This is a genomic window from Enterobacter asburiae (genome assembly GCF_024599655.1).
GTDB lineage: Bacteria > Pseudomonadota > Gammaproteobacteria > Enterobacterales > Enterobacteriaceae > Enterobacter > Enterobacter asburiae_D.
The window spans coordinates 2462387-2483837 of the sequence record NZ_CP102247.1 but is presented as its reverse complement, the minus strand read 5'-3'; the positions used below and the strand labels follow the sequence as shown (position 1 = coordinate 2483837).

Sequence of the window (21451 nt, the reverse complement as noted above, 5' to 3'; positions counted from 1 at the left end):
CGTTAAGGCAACAGGTGTTAGGTTGTAAGGGATCCGCAGCCCGGCCATGGAGTGTCGGGACGTAGAGACCAAAATACAAATCTATCCATGCAAGCATTTACCGCCATTTTTGGCGGTTTTTTTTTGCGTGCAGGCCGTCGCGGTGGGTTTATGGCGTCAACCGATAGTGCGACTGCACCAGGCCCGAAGGGAAGCTGCGGCTTGATACCAGGGTCAAATCAATATCCTGGGACAACGTTCCGAACAGCGGTTTTCCCGACCCGAGCAGGACAGGAACGGTCGTGATCACCATATCGGCTACCAGTCCCTCGCGCAGGAACGACTGGATCACCTGTCCGCCATCAAGATAGACGCGATGAACGTCCTGCGCGGCGAGATCCTCAAGCACCTCCTTTGGCGGGCGGGATGAGAACTGCACTTTGCCCCTCAGCGCCTCCGGCACGGGCGTATCGGCCAGATGTCGGGAAAGTACCAGCACGGGACGATCGTAAGGCCATGCGTCAAAGGTCAGTACCTTCTCATAACTCCCTCGTCCCATCACGATGTAGTCTTTGTCCGCGATGAACGCCTCGTAGCCATGATCTTCCGACGGATCGTCGCGCTGCAGCAGCCAGTCGATATCGTCATTCTGTCGGGCGATGTAGCCATCAAGACTGACCGCGATAAAAACGTGTGTGGTAACCATCAGGTGCTCCGTATTACGAAAATTAAAAAATGAATCTTCCTCTTAGCGGAGAGGGGCTCCTTTGTAAACGTGTATTCTGAAGCAATAAGACTGTCTTCAGAATAATGACTGACTTACAGCGATGCCCTGGTCCGGCTGTAAATCGCCGAAGCGTTTCCGTAAGGCCGGGGCGAGGCGCAAGGATGCGCCGAGAGGGCGTGGCCTGCAGGGATGCAGGCTCATGCCCGACCCGATAGCCTGAAGGAATAAGCTGAGGGCACCGCGAAGCGGCGATTTACCGCCGGGAGCCCGGGTCGCCAGGGTGGTGGCGATTGAGCCACCCTGGCACGTTCACAGGTTATGTCGTTAAAGAATAGCAAGGAACATAAAGTGAACGGAATGACCACCAGAGCCGTATGTTCCCCCTCACCCCAGCCCTCTCCCTCAAGGGAGAGGGGGTCGTCCGTGCAGGCATTATTTTGTGGGGAACCCTCAACCGTTAGCGGGCAGTACCTGGACGTGAAAATTTTTTGCGATACTGGGCCGGGGAAAGCGCAAACTGCTGGCGAAAATGATGACGCAATGTCGATGCCTGACCAAACCCGGTCTGTTCAGCAATGCTGTCGATGCTTAACCGGCTGCTTTCCAGATAATCTTTCGCTCTCAGCAGGCGCTCATTGATCAACCAGCGTGCGGGCGTTGTCCCCGTCGCCGCTTCGAAGCGACGAAGGAAAGTGCGCTGGCTCATTCCAACCCGACGCGCCAGCGAGTCGACGCTGTGCGCCTCGATAAGATGCGTGTGCAGAAAATCAAACAGCTGGCCGAGACGCTGGCTCTCCCGCAGCTGCGCCACCGGGCGGCTAAGCTGCTGCGGCTGAGAGCCATCCCTGTGAGGGGGAATGACCAGCCGACGCGCCACGCTGTTGGCGGTTTCCATGCCAAAATCCCTCCGCACAACGTGCAGACAGAGATCGATCCCCGCCGCGCTGCCCGCGGAGGTCAGTATATTGCCTTCGTCCTGGTAGATCACATCCTCAACCACGTCGATGTCAGGGTAGCTGGCTTTAAGCGCGTCAATATAGCGCCAGTGCGTCGTGGCTTTGCGCCCGTTGAGCAGCCCCGTAGCGGCCAGCACAAATACGCCCGAGCAGATAGAGAGCAGCTGACACCCGCGCGCGCTGGCCTGACGCAATGCCCCGCAGAGTGCATCCGGAACCGGTGAGTCCAGTCCCCGCCAGCCCGGCACCACGATCAGATCGGCAGACTCAAGCAGGGTGATATCCCCGTCGGTAATGATGCGGATCCCGCCTGTCGCCCGAAGTTCACCGCTGTCAACGCTCGCTACCGCAAAACGATACCATTCGTCGCCCAGCTCGGGACGCGGCAGGCCGAAGATTTCCACCGCTACGCCAAACTCAAAGGTACACAGACCGTCATACGCCAGCACCACCACTTTCGGGCGGGCAATTTGTCTTAAGTTTGTCATCTTTTTGCTGTTTTCTGGCATAAGCGAGCGCATTCACGGGCTGAATTTGTGGATAGAGTAGTGTTAACACAAACGCCAAAGATGAGGAAGGATCATGAGCTATGTTACTGAATTTCCGGCTGCCGAGCCGCAGGAAGCTGTTACCCATTTTCTGCGTCGCCTGAGCGTCGAAACCGACTGTGCCGATGTGCATCACGCCATCGTCAACCATGAGCAGGACTTCGTGCTGCTGCACGTGGTGGGAAGCCCGGAGCAGTTTGCCCGGCGTCACGTGCCTGGCGCACTGCACCTGCCGCGGAGCCAGATTACCGCCGAGCGCATGGCCCAATGGCCTGAAGGCACGCTGTTCGTTGTCTACTGTGCAGGGCCGCACTGCAACGGCGCAGACAGAGCCGCGCTCAAGCTGGCGCGCCTCGGGCTGCCCGTCAAAATCATGCTCGGGGGCATCACTGGCTGGGAAGATGAAAAGTTCGCCTTTGCCAGCAGCGAAACCGCCGCCGCGCTGTGAACATGAATTTTTTTCAACATTCGTGAAATTTTCTCGTTTGCCGGAACAGGACAGGTATGACATCTTTTTTGGACATTTAGACATCCAGAAGTCTAAAAATTCAAATAGTGAATTATCACTGCAGGTAATTAATACCGGCAGACCGAGGAGATTTCCATGCAACGACACCATGCCCCGTACCGCGCCGATGTAGTCGGCAGTTTTTTACGCCCGGATGCCATCAAGCAGGCTCGCCTGAAGTTCGCTAGCGGCGAAATTGACGCCGGACAGCTTCGCGCGGTAGAGGATGACGCCATCCGCCACGTTGTTGAGCAGCAGTGCGCGTGCGGTCTGCATGTGGTCACCGACGGCGAGTTTCGTCGTGCCTGGTGGCACTTCGACTTCTTCGACGGTCTGCAGGGCGTTGAGCGTTACGATTCACAGCAGGGCATACAGTTCAACGGAGTACAAACCAAAGCCCACGGCGTGCGCGTGACCGGCAAGCTGGGCTTTGGTGACCATCCGATGCTGGAAGACTTTCGTTATCTGAAAAGCATCAGCGGCAATGCTCAGCCGAAAATGACCATTCCCAGCCCGAGCGTGCTGCATTTCCGCGGAGGCCGTAAAGATATTGATGCCACAGTGTATCCGGACCTGAATGACTATTTCGACGATCTGGCGATCACCTGGCGCGACGCCATCCGCGCATTCTACGATGCGGGTTGCCGTTACCTGCAGCTGGACGACACCGTCTGGGCCTACCTCTGTTCGGACGATCAGCGCCGTCAGATCCGCGATCGCGGCGATGATGCCGATGAGCTGGCACGCATCTATGCCCGCGTCCTGAACAAGGCGCTGGAAGGCAAGCCGGACGATCTGACCATCGGGCTGCACGTCTGTCGCGGTAACTTCCGTTCAACCTGGATTTCCGAAGGCGGCTACGAGCCGGTGGCGGAAGTGCTGTTCGGCACGGTCAACGTTGACGCCTTCTTCCTTGAATATGATAACGACCGCAGCGGTGATTTCGCGCCATTGCGCTTTGTTCGCCCGGGCAAGCAGCAGGTGGTGCTGGGTCTTATTACCACCAAAAACGGCGAGCTGGAGAACCCTGAGGGTGTTAAAGCCCGCCTGGAAGAGGCGGCTAAATACGTGGCAAAAGAGCAAATTTGCCTCAGCCCGCAGTGCGGCTTTGCCTCTACCGAAGAGGGCAACAGCTTGAGCGAAACCCAGCAGTGGGACAAAATCCGTCTGGTCACGCAGATCGCCAGCGAAGTCTGGTAAAACCTCCTCCTCAGCGCTGCATTATAAAAGTGCAGCGCTGTGCCATTCTGAGACGTTCTCTTTACATCCTGCGTTCCACCGCCTGCAATAGCGCTTCCTCCATTCTGGCATCCTTTTTGCTCCTGCTTCGCTGACACTTTTATTTCCGCGTCCATGCCGTAACGGACGTTTTCGCACAGCGTTCTTTTTCAGGAGTGAAAATATGCAGCGTCGTACTTTATTAAAAGCCTTTGCGTTATCCGCGTCCGTTGTGGCAATGGGAATGAGTTTTGGCGTGCAGGCGGCCGATACCATCAAAGTGGGGATCATGCATTCTCTTTCCGGCACCATGGCCATCTCCGAAACCCCGCTGAAGGACGTCGCCCTGATGACCATCGACGAGATCAACGCGAAAGGCGGCGTGCTGGGTAAAAAACTGGAGCCGGTGGTGGTAGACCCGGCCTCAAACTGGCCGCTGTTTGCTGAGAAGGCGCGCCAGCTGTTGAGTCAGGATAAAGTGGCGGTAGTGTTCGGCTGCTGGACGTCGGTATCGCGCAAATCCGTGCTGCCGGTCTTCGAGGAGCTGAACGGTCTGCTGTTCTATCCGGTGCAGTATGAAGGCGAAGAGATGTCGCCAAACGTCTTCTATACCGGTGCGGCGCCGAACCAGCAGGCCATCCCGGCGGTGGAATACCTGATGAGCGAAGACGGCGGCGCGGCGAAACGCTTCTTCCTGCTGGGCACGGACTATGTTTACCCGCGCACCACCAACAAGATCCTGCGTGCGTTCCTGCATTCGAAAGGGGTGGAAGATAAGGATATTGAAGAGGTTTATACCCCGTTTGGCCATAGCGACTACCAGACCATCGTCGCCAACATCAAGAAATTCTCCGCAGGCGGCAAAACCGCCGTGGTGTCGACCATCAACGGCGATTCCAACGTTCCGTTCTACAAAGAGCTGGCTAACCAGGGGCTGAAGGCAACCGACGTACCGGTGGTGGCGTTCTCCGTGGGTGAAGAAGAGCTGCGCGGGATCGACACCAAACCGCTGGTCGGCAACCTGGCCGCGTGGAACTACTTTGAGTCCGTCGATAACCCGACCAACCAGGCCTTTGTGGCGGACTATAAAGCCTATGCCAAAGCGCATAAGCTGCCGAACGCCGATACCGTGGTGACCAACGACCCGATGGAGGCCACTTACGTAGGTATTCATATGTGGGCGCAGGCGGTGGAAAAAGCGGGGACCACCGACGTGGATAAAGTGCGCGCGGCGATGGCTGGCCAGTCCTTTAAGGCACCGTCTGGCTTTACGCTCACCATGGATGCCACCAACCACCATCTTCATAAACCGGTCATGATCGGCGAAATCGAAGGCAACGGCCAGTTTAACGTGGTGTGGCAGACGGAGCAGCCGGTACGCGCCCAGCCGTGGAGCCCGTTCATCGCCGGAAACGATAAAAAGCCCGATCAGCCGATGAAAACCGCCAGCAACTAAGCCATCACCGCAGGGAGAAACGTCATGAACGCCATGCGCATGTTCATCGCTCTTGTATGGCTTTCCGGACTGCTGCCAGGGATGGCGCAGGCATCGGATGCCGATCGTTTTGTTGCCGCCAGCCGCAGCCAGCAGGCGGAGCTGTTGACGCAGTGGGCCGCCGCGCCGGACGCCTCGAGGCTCCCGCTGCTGCAGGCACTGCAAAAAGAAAACCTCTATGCCGACAGTCAAAAGCACGCCTTTGCGCAGCGCAACGGTCAAATGGTCTCGCTCGGTGACGCTAAGGCGGCAGAAGGGCCAGCCAAAGCCGTTCGACTGACCAACCGGCTGCGGGTTCTGGCCGCCACGGCTATCGCTACGCATCAGCTGGTGAGTGACAGTGTCACAGAAAGGCGGGCGGCGGCTCGTCAGCTTCAGCGGGATGCCCAGCCCGGAATGCTCGCCTTTCTGAAAAAGCGGGTAAACGATGAAACGGACGCGGTGGCTCGTCATGCGCTTTTACTGGCGGTGGCGAATCTCCAGCTAGCCAGCCCGCAGGCAGAGGTGCGCCGCAAGGCTGTCGAATTATTAGGGCAGTCTGACGATCCGGACGTGGAGTCCAGACTTACCCCGTTTACCCAGGCACAGACAGAGCCGGATGCCGGGGTTCGCGACGCCGCGCAGGAGAGCCTTAGCCAGATCCAGCATCGTCTGATGTGGGGTGACCTGCTGGGCCAGGCGTTTATGGGGCTGTCTCTGGGGTCGGTGCTGCTGCTGGCGGCGCTGGGGCTTGCCATCACCTACGGCCTGCTGGGCGTCATTAATATGGCGCACGGTGAGATGCTGATGCTGGGCGCGTATGCCACGTGGATGGTGCAGCAGGCGATGGCAGGGATTGCGCCCCAGTGGCTGGCGCTCTATCCCGTTATCGCGCTGCCGGTCGCGTTCTGCCTGACGGCGGGCATCGGGATGGTGCTGGAGCGCACCGTGATCCGCCATTTGTACGGTCGTCCGCTGGAAACGCTGCTGGCGACGTGGGGGATCAGCCTGATGATTATCCAGCTGGTGCGCATGACGTTTGGCGCCCAGAATCTGGAGGTGGCCAACCCGGCATGGCTCTCCGGCGGGGTGCAGGTTTTTGCCAACCTGACGCTGCCGTGGAACCGCATCGTGGTGCTGGGCTTCGTGCTGCTGGTGCTGTTCTTTACCTGGCTCATTCTGAATAAAACCCGTCTGGGGCTCAACGTGCGGGCGGTGACGCAGAACCGCAGCATGGCCGCCTGCTGCGGGGTACCGACAGGTCGCGTCGATATGTTGGCGTTTGGGCTTGGCTCAGGGATTGCCGGGTTAGGCGGCGTGGCATTATCGCAGCTCGGTAACGTCGGGCCGGAGCTGGGCCAGGGCTATATCATCGACTCTTTCCTCGTGGTCGTTCTTGGTGGCGTAGGACAGCTGGCAGGCAGCGTAGCCGCGGCTTTTGGTCTGGGCATCTTCAATAAAATTCTTGAACCGCAGATGGGAGCGGTGCTGGGCAAGATCGTGATTCTGGTGGCGATCGTGCTGTTTATTCAGAAACGCCCTCAGGGGCTGTTTGCGCTGAAAGGGAGGGTGATTGACTGATGAGCCAGCCGCTGACCTTAACGCTGGCGCGCAAAGCGCCGCGCACAACGCAACTGGCAGGCAGCCTGCTGGTGGTGTGTCTGCTGATATTACCGTTTTTCGCCTTACTGCCTGCGACGCATCCGCTGGCGCTGTCGACCTGGATGCTGACGCTGACTGGCAAGATCCTCTGCTATGCCATCGTGGCGGTGGCGCTGGATCTGGTGTGGGGCTATGCCGGGATGCTCTCTCTCGGGCACGGCATCTTCTTCGCCCTGGGCGGCTATGCGATGGGGATGTACCTGATGCGCCAGGCCTCGGGTGACGGTCTGCCCGCGTTTATGTCGTTTCTTTCCTGGAGCGAACTGCCGTGGTTCTGGTGGGGAACCCAGCATTTTGCCTGGGCGCTGGTGCTGATTGTGATGGTGCCGGGCCTGCTGGCTCTGGTGTTTGGCTGGTTTGCCTTCCGCTCCAGGATCAAAGGGGTCTATTTCTCGATTATGACCCAGGCGCTGACCTATGCCGGGATGCTGCTGTTCTTTCGCAACGAAACCGGTTTTGGCGGTAATAACGGTTTTACCGGCTTCACCACGCTGCTCGGTTTTTCGGTGACCGAAACGACCACCCGTATCGCGCTGTTTCTGGCAACCGTGCTGTTGCTGATCCTGGCGTTAGGCACCGGATTTGCGCTGGCGAAGAGCAAGTTTGGCCGCATCCTGACCGCCGTTCGCGACGCCGAAAACCGCCTGACGTTTTGCGGCTACGATCCGCGCGGCTTCAAGCTGCTGGTATGGACGCTCTCTGCCGTGCTGTGCGGCCTGGCGGGGGCGCTTTACGTCCCGCAGGTGGGCATTATCAACCCCGGTGAAATGTCACCAACGAACTCGATTGAAGCCGCGATCTGGGTTGCGCTGGGCGGGCGCGGCACGCTGGTCGGTCCGGTGATTGGCGCGGCGCTGGTGAACGGTGCAAAGAGCTTCTTCACCGTCGCGATGCCGGAATACTGGCAGCTGTTTCTGGGGCTGATTTTTATCGCCGTCACGCTTTTTTTACCGCGCGGCGTCTATGGTCTGTTTCGAAAGGGAGATAAATAATGCAGCCAGCCGAAGGGTTATTTACCCGCCAGTTGCCCGGCGATCGTTACCGTGAACAGACCGACCCGGTGCTTCAGCTTGAGGCCATTAACGTCAATTTTGATGGGTTTCAGGCCCTGACCGATCTCTCGCTGAATATCGGCGTGGGCGAGCTGCGCTGCGTGATTGGCCCTAACGGAGCCGGTAAAACCACGCTAATGGACGTTATCACTGGCAAAACGCGGCCAAAGAGCGGCAGAGCGATTTACGATCAGTCCATCGACCTGACCGCGCTGGAGCCTGCGGCCATTGCCCGCCAGGGGATCGGGTGTAAATTCCAGAAACCCACCGTTTTTGAAGCGCTGGCGGTGTGGGAAAACCTGGAGATCGCCATGAAAACCGATAAATCCGTCTGGGCGAGCCTGCGGGCAACGCTCAACGGTGAACAGCGCGACCGCATTGATGAGATGCTGGTTTTGCTGCGCCTTAGCGGCGAGCGCGACCGCCGCGCGGGGCTGCTTTCGCACGGGCAAAAACAGTTTCTGGAAATCGGTATGCTTCTGGTACAGGACCCGCACCTGCTGCTGCTGGATGAACCGGCCGCCGGGATGACCGACGCGGAAACGGAATACACCGCCGAGCTGTTCAAAACGCTGGCGGGTAAGCACTCCCTGATGGTTGTAGAGCACGATATGGGCTTTGTTGAGACTATCGCCGACCACGTCACGGTGCTGCACCAGGGCCGCGTGCTGGCGGAAGGTTCGCTTCGCGAGGTGCAGGCTAACGAGCAGGTGATTGAGGTCTATCTGGGACGTTAAGGAGGGGTGATGCTACAGGTCAACGAACTGAATCAGTACTACGGCGGAAGCCATATCCTGCGCGGCGTGAGCTTTGAGGCCGTCACCGGAGAGGTCACCTGTCTGCTGGGGCGCAACGGTGTCGGGAAAACCACGCTGCTGAAATGTCTGATGGGGCTGATCCCGGCGAAGACCGGGGAGATTGTCTGGCAGGGTAAAACGATCACCCACAGCAGGCCGCACCAGCGGGTGCAGTCTGGCGTGGCGTGCGTTCCGCAGGGCCGTGAGATTTTCCCGCGCCTGACCGTGGAGGAGAACCTTCTGCTGGGGATGTCGCGATTTTCCTCCCGCGAGGCGAAGCAGGTGCCGGAAGAGATCTGGCAGCTGTTTCCGGTGCTTAAAGAGATGAAGCACCGCCGCGGGGGCGACCTCTCCGGTGGACAGCAGCAGCAGCTGGCGATTGGTCGCGCCCTTGCGAGCCGTCCGCAGCTGCTGATTCTGGATGAGCCAACCGAAGGCATACAGCCGTCGGTGATTAAAGAGATTGGCCAGGTGATCCGCACCCTGGCGGACCGGGGGGATATGGCGATCCTACTGGTTGAGCAATTTTACGACTTTGCCGCCGAGCTGGCCGACAGCTACCTGCTAATGTCGCGCGGCACGATTATTCAGCGCGGACGGGGTGAGAACATGGAGCAGGAGGGCGTTCGCGGGCTGGTTGCGATCTAAAATGTTATAATATAACATCCGCATTCTTATCAAGCGGAATGAGGATGTTATGTTGACTGCACATATTGGAAAATTTGCCATGACTCTGGGGGCGCTGCTGGTCAGCGGCCAGCTGTTTGCACACTCGCACGGCCACCAGATGACCGAAGCGGAACAAAAAGCGGCGAGCGGCGTGTTTGAGGATAAGGACGTGAAGGACAGATCGCTGTCTGACTGGGACGGGACCTGGCAGTCGGTCTATCCGTTCCTGCTGGACGGCTCGCTGGATCCGGTCTTTAAGCAGAAAGCGCAGAAAGACAAAAGCAAAACCTTTGACGAGGTTAAAGCGTATTACCGGACAGGTTATGCGACGGACGTGGATGCCATCGGCATCGAAAATAACGTGATGGAATTTCATAAGGGCAAAGCGGTCAGCCGCTGTCATTATGATTACAGCGGCTACAAAATATTGACCTACGCATCGGGCAAAAAAGGCGTTCGCTACCTGTTTGAGTGTAAGGACGCCAGCAGCAAGGCACCGAAGTTCGTGCAGTTCAGCGACCATACCATCGCGCCGAAGGCCTCTTCCCACTTCCATATTTTCATGGGCAACACCTCCCACGAGGCGCTGCTGAAAGAGATGGATAACTGGCCGACCTATTATCCGAATGAGATGTACAAAAAGCAGGTGGTGGAGGAGATGTTGCACCACTGATGCTTTATTGCCGGGTGGCGGCTGCGCCTTACCCGGCCTACATTTGCTACGCCGCTTTGGGCGACTCGCACCACGCCTTCACGCTCATGCCACGCAAAATCATCAGCCACGCAATGACGATGGCGACCATCATGATGACAAACAGCGACCAGTGCGGCAGGTTGGTCAGGATAATGCCGGTGATCATCGGGTTTGCCGCCGCGCCCAGCCAGCCCAGCGCCTGCGCGGAGAAATAGCTTGCCTTCATCCCCGGCGGGGCAATGTTGTCGATCAGCATGTATTCGCCCGGCGCATAGATAATCTCACCCAGGGTAAAAATCGCGGCAGCGATGCCCCAGTAAACCAGGTTTTCCCCGGAGAGCATAAAGCCCCCCAGCCCCACGATAAAAAACAGGGTGGCGAGGGTCATCAGGGGGCGAATATTGCTGGCAGAGATCTTACGACCCAGCGCATATTGCAGCGTTACCACGACGGCGGCGTTGACGGGCAATACCACGGCGACCACCTTTTCGGCGAAATCACTGTCTGCATGCGCGGCCAGAACATATTGTGAAATGCAGGTCGCAAACGATCCGCCGACGTACGACGCGAGCAGGCCGGACAGCGTGTACCAGAACAGCGCGCGGTCTTTCAGCAATACCGACGGCTGCCAGGGCATCTTCTCCTCGGCGGTATCCAGCGCAACGCTTTTCTGCACAAAGAAATGGATAAATCCAAGCGGCAGCGCGGCGCAGAAGGCCGCCAGCCAGAACGGCAGCTGCAGGCTGTACATTACCAGAAGGGTGCCAATCGGCGGTCCGATCGTCCAGCCAATGTTCAGGAAGCTGTAGTTCAGCGAGAAGACGCGCGCTTTCTGGCTCGTGGTGAGCACGTCGGAGAACCAGGCCTTCAGCACCGTCGAAAAGACGGAATAGGCGCAGTTGATCAGCGCAAAGAACAGCACCACCAGCGTGACGTTATCAACCAGCGGGATCGCGACAAACCCGGCGATAAAGGCCACGATCGCGATCAGCATGTAGCGTTTTTTATCAAACTTATCGGCAAGAATGCCAAATCCCAGGCTGAACACCACGCCGATAGTCAGCGCAATCGTCAGGGCATAACCAATATTCTCGACGCTCATGCTGTAGACGCGCGTGAGATAAATGGTCATAAACGGCAGCGTTGCCCCTCGACCAATGGTTAATAACAATGACGATGCCAGCAGCGCTGCGGTTGAGCGCCTGAGAGATGGTTTCATATTCCTGCCCGACAAATGCTTATGCTTTTTATGTTGTGTCCTAAAAGGATTATCACGACATAAGGGGCTTGTATAGCGCCTAATTTATCCCTAAGTGCTTCGCCTGACTGCCAGAATTAATGATCTTCTCGCCGCCCGCTTTTTTCTGTTACCTTGAAGTGTTAACAAATAATTAATAATTCAGGGGCAGGGTATGACGCGTAAAGACGGGCTGCTGGCGTTGCTGGTGGTCGTAGTATGGGGGCTCAATTTTGTGGTCATCAAGCTGGGGTTACACAATATGCCGCCGCTGATGCTGGCCGGTTTGCGTTTTCTGCTGGTTGCGTTCCCGGCCATCTTCTTTGTCGCTCGTCCGAAGATCCCGTTAAAGCTGCTGCTGGGCTACGGTCTGACCATTAGCTTCGGCCAGTTCGCGTTTCTCTTCTGCGCCATCAAGTTCGGTATGCCAGCCGGTCTGGCCTCGCTGGTCTTACAGGCACAGGCGTTCTTTACCATTATTCTCGGCGCGTTTGTGTTTGGCGAACGCCTGCAGGGCAAACAGCTGGCGGGGATCACGCTGGCGGTGTTTGGCGTACTGGTGCTGATAGAGGCCAGCCTGAATGGCCAGCATGTGGCGCTGCTCGGCTTTATGCTGACGCTGGCAGCGGGGCTGAGCTGGGCCTGCGGGAATATCTTTAACAAGCTGATTATGCAGCACGAGGCGCGCCCGCAGGTGATGTCCCTGGTGGTCTGGAGCGCGCTGATCCCTGTTATACCGTTTATGGTCGCGGCGTTGATTCTGGATGGTCCGGCCGTCATGCTCAACAGCCTGGTCGAGATCGACCTGACCACCATCCTTTCTCTTGTCTATCTGGCCTTTGTCGCCACCATTGTGGGCTACGGGATCTGGGGATCGCTGCTGGGGCGCTATGAAACCTGGCGCGTCGCGCCGTTATCCCTGCTGGTGCCGGTGGTAGGACTTGCCAGTGCGGCGATATTGCTGGATGAAACGCTGAGCGCGCTGCAGCTGTTGGGTGCCGTGCTGATCATGGCCGGGCTCTACATTAACGTCTTTGGCCTGCGCGTGCGTTGGGCGACGCGGGTAAGAAAGGCATAAAAAAAGCCCCGCGTCTGCGGGGCAAAAACGAATCAGAGGCCGTGCTGATTATAATAAGGCACGCCTAATTCGTCGGATTTGTCGCTACCAGCACCCATATGGTTGAAATCATAAGGCGACTGGTCATGTGCTGACGGCAAAATCATCGTATCAGGATTATTTTGCTGCGTTGCACGAGGGGTTTGCTCCGCGAAGGTCTGGCTGGAGAACAGCACCAGCAAGGCGAGGGCGGCGGAGGCGGTAACTTTCATGATTTCCTCGGTTACGTCTGTTACAGGCGATGGTTAACTACAGTGTTTTAACGGATACAGGTATCGGGATTCGCCCGGCACGCTGGTGATTCGGTACTTATGAGGCGGCACGTCAAAATAGTTCTTGAACGTACGCGTCAGGGTTTGTTGCGATTCAAATCCGTAACGCTCCGCCAGATAAAGGATCGGTTCATTGCTTTCTTTCAGTTTCTGGGCAATTTCCGTCAGCTTGCGGCTGCGAATATATTGACCTAATGAATGACCGGTCTCTTTTTTGAACATCCGTTGCAGGTGCCATTTGGAGTAACCTGAACGCTCTGACACTTTTTCAAGGGAGAGCGGCGATTCCAGGTTATCTTCGATCCAGTCCAAAATGCTATGAATGGTGATAGCGTCAGTATTGCGTCTGGACATCGTCATACCTCTTTTTCTGTTTACGGCAGTATTTTCTTAAGCAAAAGCTCAAGGGTTGCCACTTCATCTGCCGTTAAGTTTTTTGTTAGTTCCTGATGCAGTGTTTGTCCTACTAATTGATGACATTGCTCGCACATGGCCGCGCCATCGCTGGTCAGCTTCACCAGTACGCCGCGTTTGTCATTCGGGTTAGGGCTTCGTTCTATCCATCCTTTGCAGACGAGACGATCGAGCATGCGGGTTAACGCGCCCAGATCGACAGAGAGCACCTTTTTAAGCTCAACCGGTGTAATACACACTTCGCAGCGAATGGAACACAGCACTTTGAACTGTGTTGCGGTGATATCCAGCGGTGACAGATAGTCATTGAGCAGGCGATCTTTTTTCTGATTTACCATATGAATAAGACGACCCAGCGGAACAACGTCGTTAAAGATATCACTGGTGCTTTTCACAATGGTTGCCCTGGCAAGTAGTTAGTCACGGCAGATATTATTGCTCAGGCAAGTATAAGTCAACTGAATGAGTCAGCCGATGCCACGAATTGCTAAAACGTTTCGTGAACTTTTTTTGAGGTCTTTCAAATCATATAGATAACTGTGAGTTATCTTTCCAGGCCGGAAATAATCGTTACGTTGCGCCCATGGCTCAATGTCACACTTTCACCCTATAATTGCTGTGTTAAATATGGATAAGGACGACAACGCACTATGTTGGATTTAATAAAAGCAATCAGCCTTGGGCTGGTGGTCTTGCTGCCGTTGGCTAACCCGTTAACGACGGTGGCGCTGTTCCTCGGGCTGGCAGGGAATATGAACAGCGCCGAGCGCAACCATCAGTCGATGATGGCCTCGGTGTATGTGTTTGCCATCATGATGGTGGCTTACTATGCCGGACAGGTGGTGATGAATACCTTCGGGATTTCCATCCCTGGCCTGCGTATCGCCGGGGGGCTGATTGTGGCCTTTATCGGTTTCCGCATGCTGTTCCCGGCGCAAAAAGCGCATGAGTCGCCGGAAGCGGCCAGCAAATCGGAAGAGCTGGAAACCGAACCGAGTGCGAATATCGCCTTTGTGCCGATCGCCATGCCGAGCACGGCGGGGCCGGGTACCATCGCGATGATCATCAGCTCCGCGTCAACGGTGCGCGACAGCGCAACCTTCCCGGACTGGGTGCTGACGGTTGCGCCACCGCTGATTTTTGCGATTATCGGGATTATCGTGTGGGCGTCGCTGCGCAGTTCTGGTGCCATTATGCGCTGGGTAGGCAAGGGCGGTATCGAGGCGATTTCCCGTCTGATGGGCTTCTTGCTGGTCTGTATGGGCGTGCAGTTTATTATTAACGGCGTGCTGGAAATTATTAAGACCTATCATTGATGCGATTGCCGGGTGGCGGCTACGCCTTACCCGGCCTACGTTATTATGGGCTTGTAGGCCGGGTAAGCGCAGCGCCACCCGGCACAAACAAACCTCACCCGTGCTGCCCCTGTTCCTCCAGCGCCACCGGCCATTTACGGAAAATGAGCACCGACCAGACAAGCGCCACCAGTGCCGGAATGGCACCCAGATAGCCGATCGCCGACATCGATACGTGCAGTATTACCTGATTTCCCACCAGCGCGCCCGCGCCAATCCCAAGATTGAAAATCCCGGAGAACAGCGACATGGCGACGTCCGTTGCATCCGGTGCCAGGGCCAGAACTTTCACCTGCATGCCCAGACCAATAATCATGATCGCCACGCCCCAGAACAGGCTGAGGATCGCCAGGTGGCTCTCACTGCCTGCGGCAGGCATCAGCAGCAGCAGGCAGGCCAGCAGCAGACCGATAGCGCTGCTTACCAGCGTCGAGGCGTGCCGGTTACCCAGCTTACCGAACAGCACGCTGCCAATAATGCCCGCTCCGCCGAGGATCAGCAGTAGGACGGTGGCAAAGTTGGCGCTAAAGCCCGCCACCACCTGCACAAAGGGTTCAATGTAGCTATACGCCGTGTAATGGGCCGTCACCACAATGACGGTCAGCAGGTAGATACTCAGCAGCGCCGGGCGACGCATCAGCAGCGGCAGGCTTTTCAGCGAGCCGGAATGTTCGCTCGGCAGCGCGGGCAGCAGCTTAATCAGGCACACCAGCGTAACCAGCGCCCCCATACCAATGGCGAAGAACGTCGTACGCCAGCCGAAGTATTGCCCTACGATGCGGCCAATCGGCAGACCCAGCACCATCGCCAGTGCGGTACCGGTGGCAATCAGGCTCAGCGCCTGCGCGCGTTTCCCCGCCGGTGCCAGGCGTATCGCCAGCGACGCGGTGATCGACCAGAACACCGCATGGGCAAAGGCAATGCCGATGCGGCTAATGACCAGCACCGTAAAACTCCACGCCATAAATGACAGAACATGGCTGGCGATGAACAGCACAAACAGGCCAATCAGCAGCCTGCGCCGCTCCATCTGGCTGGTCAGCAGCATAAACGGCAAGGACATCAGCGCCACTACCCAGGCGTAGATGGTCAACATAATGCCCACCTGAGCCGTTTCCATCTGGAAACTTTCAGCGATGTCAGACAACAGCCCAACCGGAACAAATTCTGTGGTGTTAAAAATAAACGCGGCAATGGCCAGCGTGACCACGCGTAGCCACGCAACCCTGCGGGAAACTGTGTTCGTTGTCATAGGGAAGTCGGAGATTCGTTGCTGAAAAGAAGAGGTGACGATCTTAAAACGTCGAACGGCGAAAACTCAACCATTATGTGACGCAGATCTCAATATTTACCTTATGAAAGCGGTAGCCGGGAACGCTGTTTTCATTGAATATAAAAGAACAACACAATAAAAACAGGCGGTAAGACAATGCAGGAGATTGATTTTTATCTGGTAGATGCGTTCAGCGATACCTCGTTCGGCGGCAACCCGGCAGCCGTTTGCCCGCTGAAAGCGTGGTTGCCCGATGCGACCTTACTGAAAATGGCGCAACAGCATAATCAGTCGGAAACGGCTTTTTTCGTCTGCAGTAAAGGGGGCATTGAGCTACGCTGGTTTACCACGCTCACCGAAGTCAATCTCTGCGGCCACGCTACGCTGGCGGCTGCGCACGTGCTGTTTACCGAGCTGGATTACCCGGATTCGCGGATCCACTTTGATACCGCCTCTGGCCGCCTGACGGTCAGCCGGGAGGGGGAGTGGATGACGCTGGACTTCCCGGCATGTCCAACCCATGAAGAGACGCCCCCGCCGGAGATGCTTTCGGCGCTGGGTATCAGCCGCTACGTTGAAGCCCGTAAAGGGCGCGCCTGGCTGATCGTTCTGGAAAATCGTCAGCAGGTTGAAGCGCTTGCGCCACGCTTCTCGGCGATGACGCCGGGCGAGCATAAGGTGAGCGTTACGGCGCGCGGTGAGGGGGAATATGATTTTGTCAGCCGCTTTTTCTCCCCGGGCGTCTCCGTCCCGGAGGACCCGGTCACCGGCTCCGCGCACACGATGCTGATCCCCTACTGGAGCGAAAAGCTGGGCAAAACCACGATGTTTGCCCGTCAGGTTTCAGCGCGCGGTGGCGATGTGCGCTGTGAGCTGAAAGGTTCGCGCGTGCTGATGAGCGGGCAGGCCACACTTTATCTGAAAGGCACAGTTTTTCTGCGCTAAATAGCCATAACAAGAGAGGAAGAGACAATGCAGGAAATTGATTTTTATCTGGTGGATGCCTTCAGCGATAAAACCTTTGGCGGCAACGCCGCAGCGGTATGTCCTCTGGAAGAGTGGCTGCCGGACGAAATGCTGCTCAAAATGGCGCAGCAGCATAACCAGTCTGAGACCGCCTTTTTCGTGCGCACTGACGGCGGGTTTGAGCTGCGCTGGTTCACCACGCTGGATGAAATTAACCTCTGCGGTCACGCTACGCTTGCCGCATCGCACGTCATTTTCGAATACCTTGATTACCCGCATACCGAAATCACCTTCACCACCCGCTTCGTGGGTGAGTTGACCGTCAAACGCAGCGGCGACTGGCTGACGCTGAACTTCCCCGCGTGGTCGACGGAAGTTGTGGAGAATCCCCCCGAGGTGCTGTTTAGCGCCCTGGGCATCCCGGCGGCAAAAGAGGTGCGCGTGGGGCGGGATTACATGGTAGTGCTGGAGAGCCAGCAGCAGGTGGAAGCGTTAACGCCAGATATTGGGGCCATGCTTCCGCTGGATAAAATGGTCTGCGTGACGGCGCCGGGAGAGGAATATGACTTCGTCAGCCGCTTCTTCTGCCCGGGCGAAGGGGTGCCGGAAGATCCGGTCACAGGATCTGCCCACAGCATGCTGATCCCGTACTGGAGCGAAAAGCTGGGCAAAACGTCACTCAATGCCCGCCAGGTGTCGTACCGTGGCGGGGATCTGCGCTGCGAGCTGAAGGGCGATCGCGTGCTGATTGGCGGCCAGGCGACTCTGTATCTGAAAGGGCGTATCTTCCTGCGCTAGCTGAGGGAGGCACCGCCGCATATCACCATCTCCTGGCCGGTGATGGCGGCGGCGTCTTCGCTAAGCAAGAAACTCACCAGTGCGGCCACCTCTTCTGGCGCGATTAAACGTCCGATTGGCGGACATTTCGGGGGCGAGGTTTCCCGCCCTGGGGCGCTGAGCATCGGCGTTTGGGTGGCCCCAGGCGAGACCACGTTAGCCGTGATCCCGCGCGGGGCCAGTTCCGCCGCCCAGCTCCTGACCATTCCTACCATCGCTGCTTTTGTGGCAACATACTGCGATCGTCCTGCTGCACCACGAGAGGTTCTGCTGCCTATCGCCACAAAGCGTCCGCCGGCAGTCATAGAGGGCGCAAAATGGTTAAACAATGCCTCACAGGCCCGGACGTGGAGCTGCCACAGTGAGGCGCTAACGCGGCTTTCCAGCTGGCCCAACGGCGCGGCGGCCATCATCCCGGCGGCATGGATCGCTGCCTGGGGCGCGGCGATGGTGTGCAGGGCGTTGCACAACGCATCAGGATCGGTGATATCAACGCGAAGGCTTGTGAAGCCAGGCGTATCCAGCTTCACGGCTCGGCGGCTGAGCCCGGTGACCTGCCAGCCCTCCGCCAGTAATCGCTTAACGATGGCCTCACCAATTCCGGAGCTGGCCCCGGTGACGACGGCGTGACGCATGTCAGACCTCCAGCATCGCGCGGGGAACCTTAAACACCGCTTTGCGGACCATCATCGGGGCCTCTACAGCGCATAGCGCCTGGTGAGGTTCTCCGGGATAAAAGACCACAAAGTCACCATCGGCAAGCCGGATCCTGACGCTATGTTCGGCTGATGGAGCAATAAAGAGATCCGGTTTACGCTCTTCATCTTCCGGCCTGCCTGCGGGAAGCGCTCCGGCATAAATATGCTCTTCACCCGCCAACACAATCTGGATGTCCGCCCACTGATGATGGTATTCCGTATGCCGGTCGGCGCGCGGCTGCGTCTGCGCCGGCCCAATGTGGCAAAACCACGGCGCATTCTCAGGCTGCCAGCGTCCGTCATCGCGTTCGCAGAGGGCTTTCAGCGTACAGTCCGGGCGGGAAAGCAGGGCGTATAGCGCCGCCGGTAGCCCTGCCAGCGGCAGGGCGTTGAGATGCCCGATAATCATATTACCCCCTTGACCCATTCTGGCGTCACCCGCACGTATTTGATGGCCTGGCGGAAGTAGGTGTAAGCGATATGAAGATTGCCCTCAGCTCCCTGCTTGATGCTGGGATAGGAGAATTCGCGATTGAGTTTTTCCATGGAGTTGTTGGTCATGCAGTAACCATCCCCTTCATCCAGATGACGCTGCCACGGCCAGCTTTTCCCGCCGTCCGGCGAAATGGCGACGGTCATCGGCGCGCGCGGCGCGCCCCAGAAGGCTGTCCGACCGCTGGTGACCACCGGCTCTTTACGACCGTCACCATCGTCAATTTCATCGTATAGCGATGCGCGACGTTCACGCGCGCCAGCGGCGCTCATGGCGTTAAAGACCAGCGCGAGTTCACCGCTGGCAAGGGTTGTTACCTGAATAGAGGAGTTGTTATTGGGTAGCTCCGTCGGCTCCGGTACGGACCAGCTTTCGCCGTTATCCGTCGACTGGCTGTAATAAATATTGTCCGCCCAGCGGCTGCGGAACAGCGCCACCAGGGTGCCGTTGTGAAGCGGGGTAATATTCATATGTACACAGCCCAGGCTTTCCGGCACCTCGACATCGCGCCACGTTTTGCCACCATCTGCGGAGATTTTTACCGCGCTGATATCGTCGTTTCCGACCCATTTCTCTCCCGGCCGGGTGCGGCAGTAAAATACCGGCAGCAGCCAGCTGCCATTGTCCAGCACGACAATGGGCTGGCGAATAAACGTGCCCGGTTTATCGAGCAGGGTTGCGATGTCCCCCCAGGTTTTCCCCAGATCGCGAGACTGGCGATAGCGAACAATAGCCGTGTCCTGATTACCGGAAATCTGTGCGGTCCACAGCAGCCACAGCACGTTGTCCGGGGCCAGGAACAGAACCGGGTTTTGTTCGGAACGCGTGGCATCGTCCGACAGTTTTACCGCATCACTCCACTGCTGGCTGCCAGGCGCAAGGCGTGAACCCCATACGGAGATATCCGCGATACCTTCCTGGGTTCCACCGAACCAGACGCACATCAGCGAGCCATCCGGGAGCGGCAGCAGATTCGCCGCGTGGTTTTGTGGGCAAGAGGAAGGCAGCATGGCGGCCTCCGTGCGGGCATCCTGTTGCGGGCGAACTATCCCGTCGCGGGTTACGGTTACAGACATATCAGACTCCATTATTTTCAACGGGGGTTGGCGCTTTACCCTGCGCTTTTCCCGGAATGAGACGGTCAATCACCATGATGACGGCAGGGGTCAGCAGGGCGATGTACATATTGTTGATGCCAAAAGGATCGCCCAGCAGATACCAGACGGATGTCACGACGCAGGCGCCAATCAGGCCCGCATTGGCACCACGGGTGCTGCGGAAGAACGGGGCGTAGAAGGCGATAACGGCCACCACTGAAATCGACAGACGAATAGCGCGGGTAAAGAAGGAGAGCTTCAGGACTTCAGGCACCAGCAGAACAAAAATCAGCGGCAGGAAACCAATCAGCAGGGAGATCCAGCGGGTGGCCTTAAATTCCTGCTCAGGCGTCGGGTTGCGCATCGGCACGTAAAAGTCTTTTACCACCAGGGAGGCGATAGCCAGCGCAACGGTACTGACGCTGACGAAAATAGATGCCACCAGAGAGGTGGTGACCAGACCGGCCAGCCACGGGTTCATATCCTGCAGGAAAATCGGCATCGCATACAGGCTGTTAATCTCCGGGTGCAGGTATTTAGCCGCCACGCCGATTACCGCGATGGCCAGCGCAATCGGCAGGCAGAAGAAGAACGCAACCCAGGTAGAGCGTTTGGCCGATTTCACGTCTTTGGTAGAGGAGATTGCCTGAATCACAAACTGGGTACAGAAGATGGAACCAATGGTGCCGATGAGCCAGGCGAAAATGGTCGACGCGCCGATATTGCCATCCCAGGTCCAGTAGAAGTCCGGCATGTTTTCAATCATTGGCGCGAAGCCGCCCGTCTTAGACAGCGCAAAGCCCATGATGGCCAGAATGCCGAAGTATTTCAGCGCGCTGTGCAGCACCGTCACCCAGGCCACACCCTTCATGCCGCCAAAGGCGAAATAGAAGGTACTGACGATGGCCGTAATAAAGGCGGCAACGGGGAGATTTACTTTCAGTACCGTGGAAATAGCCGCCGCGCCGCTGACGTAATTCCCCACGTTAACCAGCAGCAGGGCATAGATCATGATGATGGAGATTATGTTTTTGGTGCTGTTACCGTATTTTTCAGCAATCGCACCAGAGATGGTGATTTTTCCGGTGCTATAGATGCGTTTTACCAGCAGCAGGCCAAAGAGCGGGAAGCCAATTGCGGCCCCGATGACGGACCAGGACGCAGCAAAACCGTCTTCAAACGCCGCCTGCGCGGTGCCGATAGTGGATTTGGCGCCGATATACTCGGACATCAGCAGGATCCCGACAATAAACGCCGGCATCGCGCGGGAGCCTTCCATAAAGTCCCCGGAGTTTTTACTGCGGATCCGGAAGGTTAGCCAGGTCGTGAACAGGATGTAGACAATGACTATGCCCACAATGATCAGGGTATCTTCAGCGGTAAAATTATTCATCTTTGCCTCTCTTCA

Annotated in this window: 23 protein-coding genes; 12 read left to right on the top strand and 11 right to left on the bottom strand. The window is 57.3% G+C overall.

Going from position 1 to position 21451, the window contains the following annotated elements; genetic code table 11:
* Positions 1-148 precede the first annotated feature (148 nt).
* Entirely contained in the window at positions 149-685 is a 537-nt protein-coding gene (locus NQ230_RS11720) for a dihydrofolate reductase family protein (RefSeq protein ID WP_257257796.1), read from the bottom strand.
* A gap of 478 nt (positions 686-1163) precedes the next feature.
* Positions 1164-2171: a transcriptional regulator FtrA gene (ftrA, locus tag NQ230_RS11715; RefSeq protein WP_257257795.1), complete on the bottom strand. Its 1008-nt coding sequence runs from the start codon at positions 2169-2171 to the stop codon at positions 1164-1166.
* Between the two features lie 73 nt (positions 2172-2244).
* Between ftrA and NQ230_RS11710 the strand changes: the two genes are divergently transcribed.
* The 8 genes from NQ230_RS11710 (at position 2245) to zinT (ending at position 10263) form a co-directional block, all read left to right on the top strand.
* Positions 2245-2658, top strand: a complete 414-nt coding sequence (locus NQ230_RS11710; RefSeq protein ID WP_023335689.1) for a rhodanese-like domain-containing protein — start codon at positions 2245-2247, stop codon at positions 2656-2658.
* Positions 2659-2814: 156 nt separating this feature from the next.
* Complete coding sequence (locus tag NQ230_RS11705) at positions 2815-3918, top strand: cobalamin-independent methionine synthase II family protein (RefSeq protein WP_121423708.1); 1104 nt, start codon at positions 2815-2817, stop codon at positions 3916-3918.
* 202 nt (positions 3919-4120) lie between these two features.
* Positions 4121-5392, top strand: a complete 1272-nt coding sequence (gene urtA / locus NQ230_RS11700; RefSeq protein ID WP_014883816.1) for an urea ABC transporter substrate-binding protein — start codon at positions 4121-4123, stop codon at positions 5390-5392.
* Positions 5393-5416: 24 nt separating this feature from the next.
* Complete coding sequence (urtB, locus tag NQ230_RS11695; RefSeq protein ID WP_257257794.1) at positions 5417-6991, top strand: urea ABC transporter permease subunit UrtB; 1575 nt, start codon at positions 5417-5419, stop codon at positions 6989-6991.
* Positions 6991-8064 carry an urea ABC transporter permease subunit UrtC gene (urtC, locus tag NQ230_RS11690; RefSeq protein WP_252029846.1) on the top strand — a complete coding sequence of 358 codons (1074 nt, stop codon included), beginning with the start codon at positions 6991-6993 and terminating at the stop codon, positions 8062-8064. Before urtB ends, urtC begins: the two co-directional genes overlap by 1 nt.
* Positions 8064-8861, top strand: a complete 798-nt coding sequence (urtD, locus tag NQ230_RS11685) for an urea ABC transporter ATP-binding protein UrtD (RefSeq protein WP_257257793.1) — start codon at positions 8064-8066, stop codon at positions 8859-8861. The genes urtC and urtD overlap by 1 nt, the downstream gene beginning before the upstream one ends.
* A 9-nt stretch (positions 8862-8870) precedes the next feature.
* Positions 8871-9569, top strand: a complete 699-nt coding sequence (gene urtE / locus NQ230_RS11680) for an urea ABC transporter ATP-binding subunit UrtE (RefSeq protein ID WP_257257792.1) — start codon at positions 8871-8873, stop codon at positions 9567-9569.
* A gap of 52 nt (positions 9570-9621) precedes the next feature.
* Positions 9622-10263 (top strand): metal-binding protein ZinT, encoded by a 642-nt coding sequence (gene zinT / locus NQ230_RS11675; protein ID WP_121424387.1) that lies wholly within the window; start codon positions 9622-9624, stop codon positions 10261-10263.
* Positions 10264-10309: 46 nt separating this feature from the next.
* Here the strand turns inward: zinT and ydeE are convergent, their stop codons facing one another.
* The gene (gene ydeE, locus NQ230_RS11670; RefSeq protein ID WP_121423711.1) at positions 10310-11503 is read right to left on the bottom strand and encodes an efflux MFS transporter YdeE; all 1194 of its coding nucleotides are present in this window, start codon (positions 11501-11503) and stop codon (positions 10310-10312) included.
* A 193-nt stretch (positions 11504-11696) separates the two neighbouring features.
* Between ydeE and eamA the strand changes: the two genes are divergently transcribed.
* Positions 11697-12599, top strand: a complete 903-nt coding sequence (gene eamA / locus NQ230_RS11665; RefSeq protein ID WP_159514158.1) for an O-acetylserine/cysteine exporter — start codon at positions 11697-11699, stop codon at positions 12597-12599.
* A 32-nt stretch (positions 12600-12631) separates the two neighbouring features.
* On the opposite strand, the gene marB is transcribed toward eamA, so the two are convergent.
* Genes marB through marR form a run of 3 tightly spaced genes read right to left on the bottom strand, consistent with a single transcriptional unit; the run spans position 12632 to position 13719 of the window.
* On the bottom strand, positions 12632-12850 hold the full coding sequence (gene marB / locus NQ230_RS11660) for a multiple antibiotic resistance protein MarB (protein ID WP_029741246.1): 219 nt from the start codon (positions 12848-12850) through the stop codon (positions 12632-12634).
* A gap of 33 nt (positions 12851-12883) precedes the next feature.
* Positions 12884-13264: an MDR efflux pump AcrAB transcriptional activator MarA gene (gene marA / locus NQ230_RS11655; RefSeq protein ID WP_008502237.1), complete on the bottom strand. Its 381-nt coding sequence runs from the start codon at positions 13262-13264 to the stop codon at positions 12884-12886.
* A gap of 20 nt (positions 13265-13284) precedes the next feature.
* A complete protein-coding gene (marR, locus tag NQ230_RS11650; RefSeq protein ID WP_008502236.1) occupies positions 13285-13719 on the bottom strand; it encodes a multiple antibiotic resistance transcriptional regulator MarR in 435 nt (144 codons plus the stop codon).
* A gap of 255 nt (positions 13720-13974) precedes the next feature.
* On the opposite strand from marR, the gene NQ230_RS11645 reads away from it, so the two are divergent.
* Complete coding sequence (locus NQ230_RS11645; RefSeq protein ID WP_047647729.1) at positions 13975-14640, top strand: MarC family NAAT transporter; 666 nt, start codon at positions 13975-13977, stop codon at positions 14638-14640.
* A 94-nt stretch (positions 14641-14734) separates the two neighbouring features.
* Here NQ230_RS11645 and NQ230_RS11640 read toward each other — a convergent pair whose 3' ends face one another.
* Entirely contained in the window at positions 14735-15931 is a 1197-nt protein-coding gene (locus NQ230_RS11640; RefSeq protein ID WP_121423713.1) for a sugar transporter, read from the bottom strand.
* 177 nt (positions 15932-16108) lie between these two features.
* On the opposite strand from NQ230_RS11640, the gene NQ230_RS11635 reads away from it, so the two are divergent.
* Both NQ230_RS11635 and NQ230_RS11630 read left to right on the top strand, forming a co-directional pair.
* Complete coding sequence (locus NQ230_RS11635; protein WP_121423714.1) at positions 16109-16897, top strand: PhzF family phenazine biosynthesis protein; 789 nt, start codon at positions 16109-16111, stop codon at positions 16895-16897.
* Between the two features lie 27 nt (positions 16898-16924).
* The gene (locus NQ230_RS11630; RefSeq protein WP_257257791.1) at positions 16925-17716 is read left to right on the top strand and encodes a PhzF family phenazine biosynthesis protein; all 792 of its coding nucleotides are present in this window, start codon (positions 16925-16927) and stop codon (positions 17714-17716) included.
* Here the strand turns inward: NQ230_RS11630 and NQ230_RS11625 are convergent.
* From NQ230_RS11625 to NQ230_RS11610, 4 genes are read right to left on the bottom strand one after another with little or no spacing between them, the layout of a single operon-like run.
* Positions 17713-18390, bottom strand: a complete 678-nt coding sequence (locus tag NQ230_RS11625; protein WP_257257790.1) for an SDR family NAD(P)-dependent oxidoreductase — start codon at positions 18388-18390, stop codon at positions 17713-17715. The genes NQ230_RS11630 and NQ230_RS11625 overlap by 4 nt on opposite strands.
* A gap of 1 nt (position 18391) precedes the next feature.
* Positions 18392-18862, bottom strand: a complete 471-nt coding sequence (locus NQ230_RS11620; protein WP_023335704.1) for a NanQ anomerase/TabA/YiaL family protein — start codon at positions 18860-18862, stop codon at positions 18392-18394.
* Positions 18859-20022 carry a sialidase family protein gene (locus tag NQ230_RS11615; protein ID WP_257257789.1) on the bottom strand — a complete coding sequence of 388 codons (1164 nt, stop codon included), beginning with the start codon at positions 20020-20022 and terminating at the stop codon, positions 18859-18861. Before NQ230_RS11615 ends, NQ230_RS11620 begins: the two co-directional genes overlap by 4 nt.
* A 1-nt stretch (position 20023) precedes the next feature.
* Positions 20024-21436 (bottom strand): sodium:solute symporter family protein, encoded by a 1413-nt coding sequence (locus tag NQ230_RS11610; RefSeq protein ID WP_023335706.1) that lies wholly within the window; start codon positions 21434-21436, stop codon positions 20024-20026.
* Between the last annotated feature and the right edge of the window lie 15 nt (positions 21437-21451).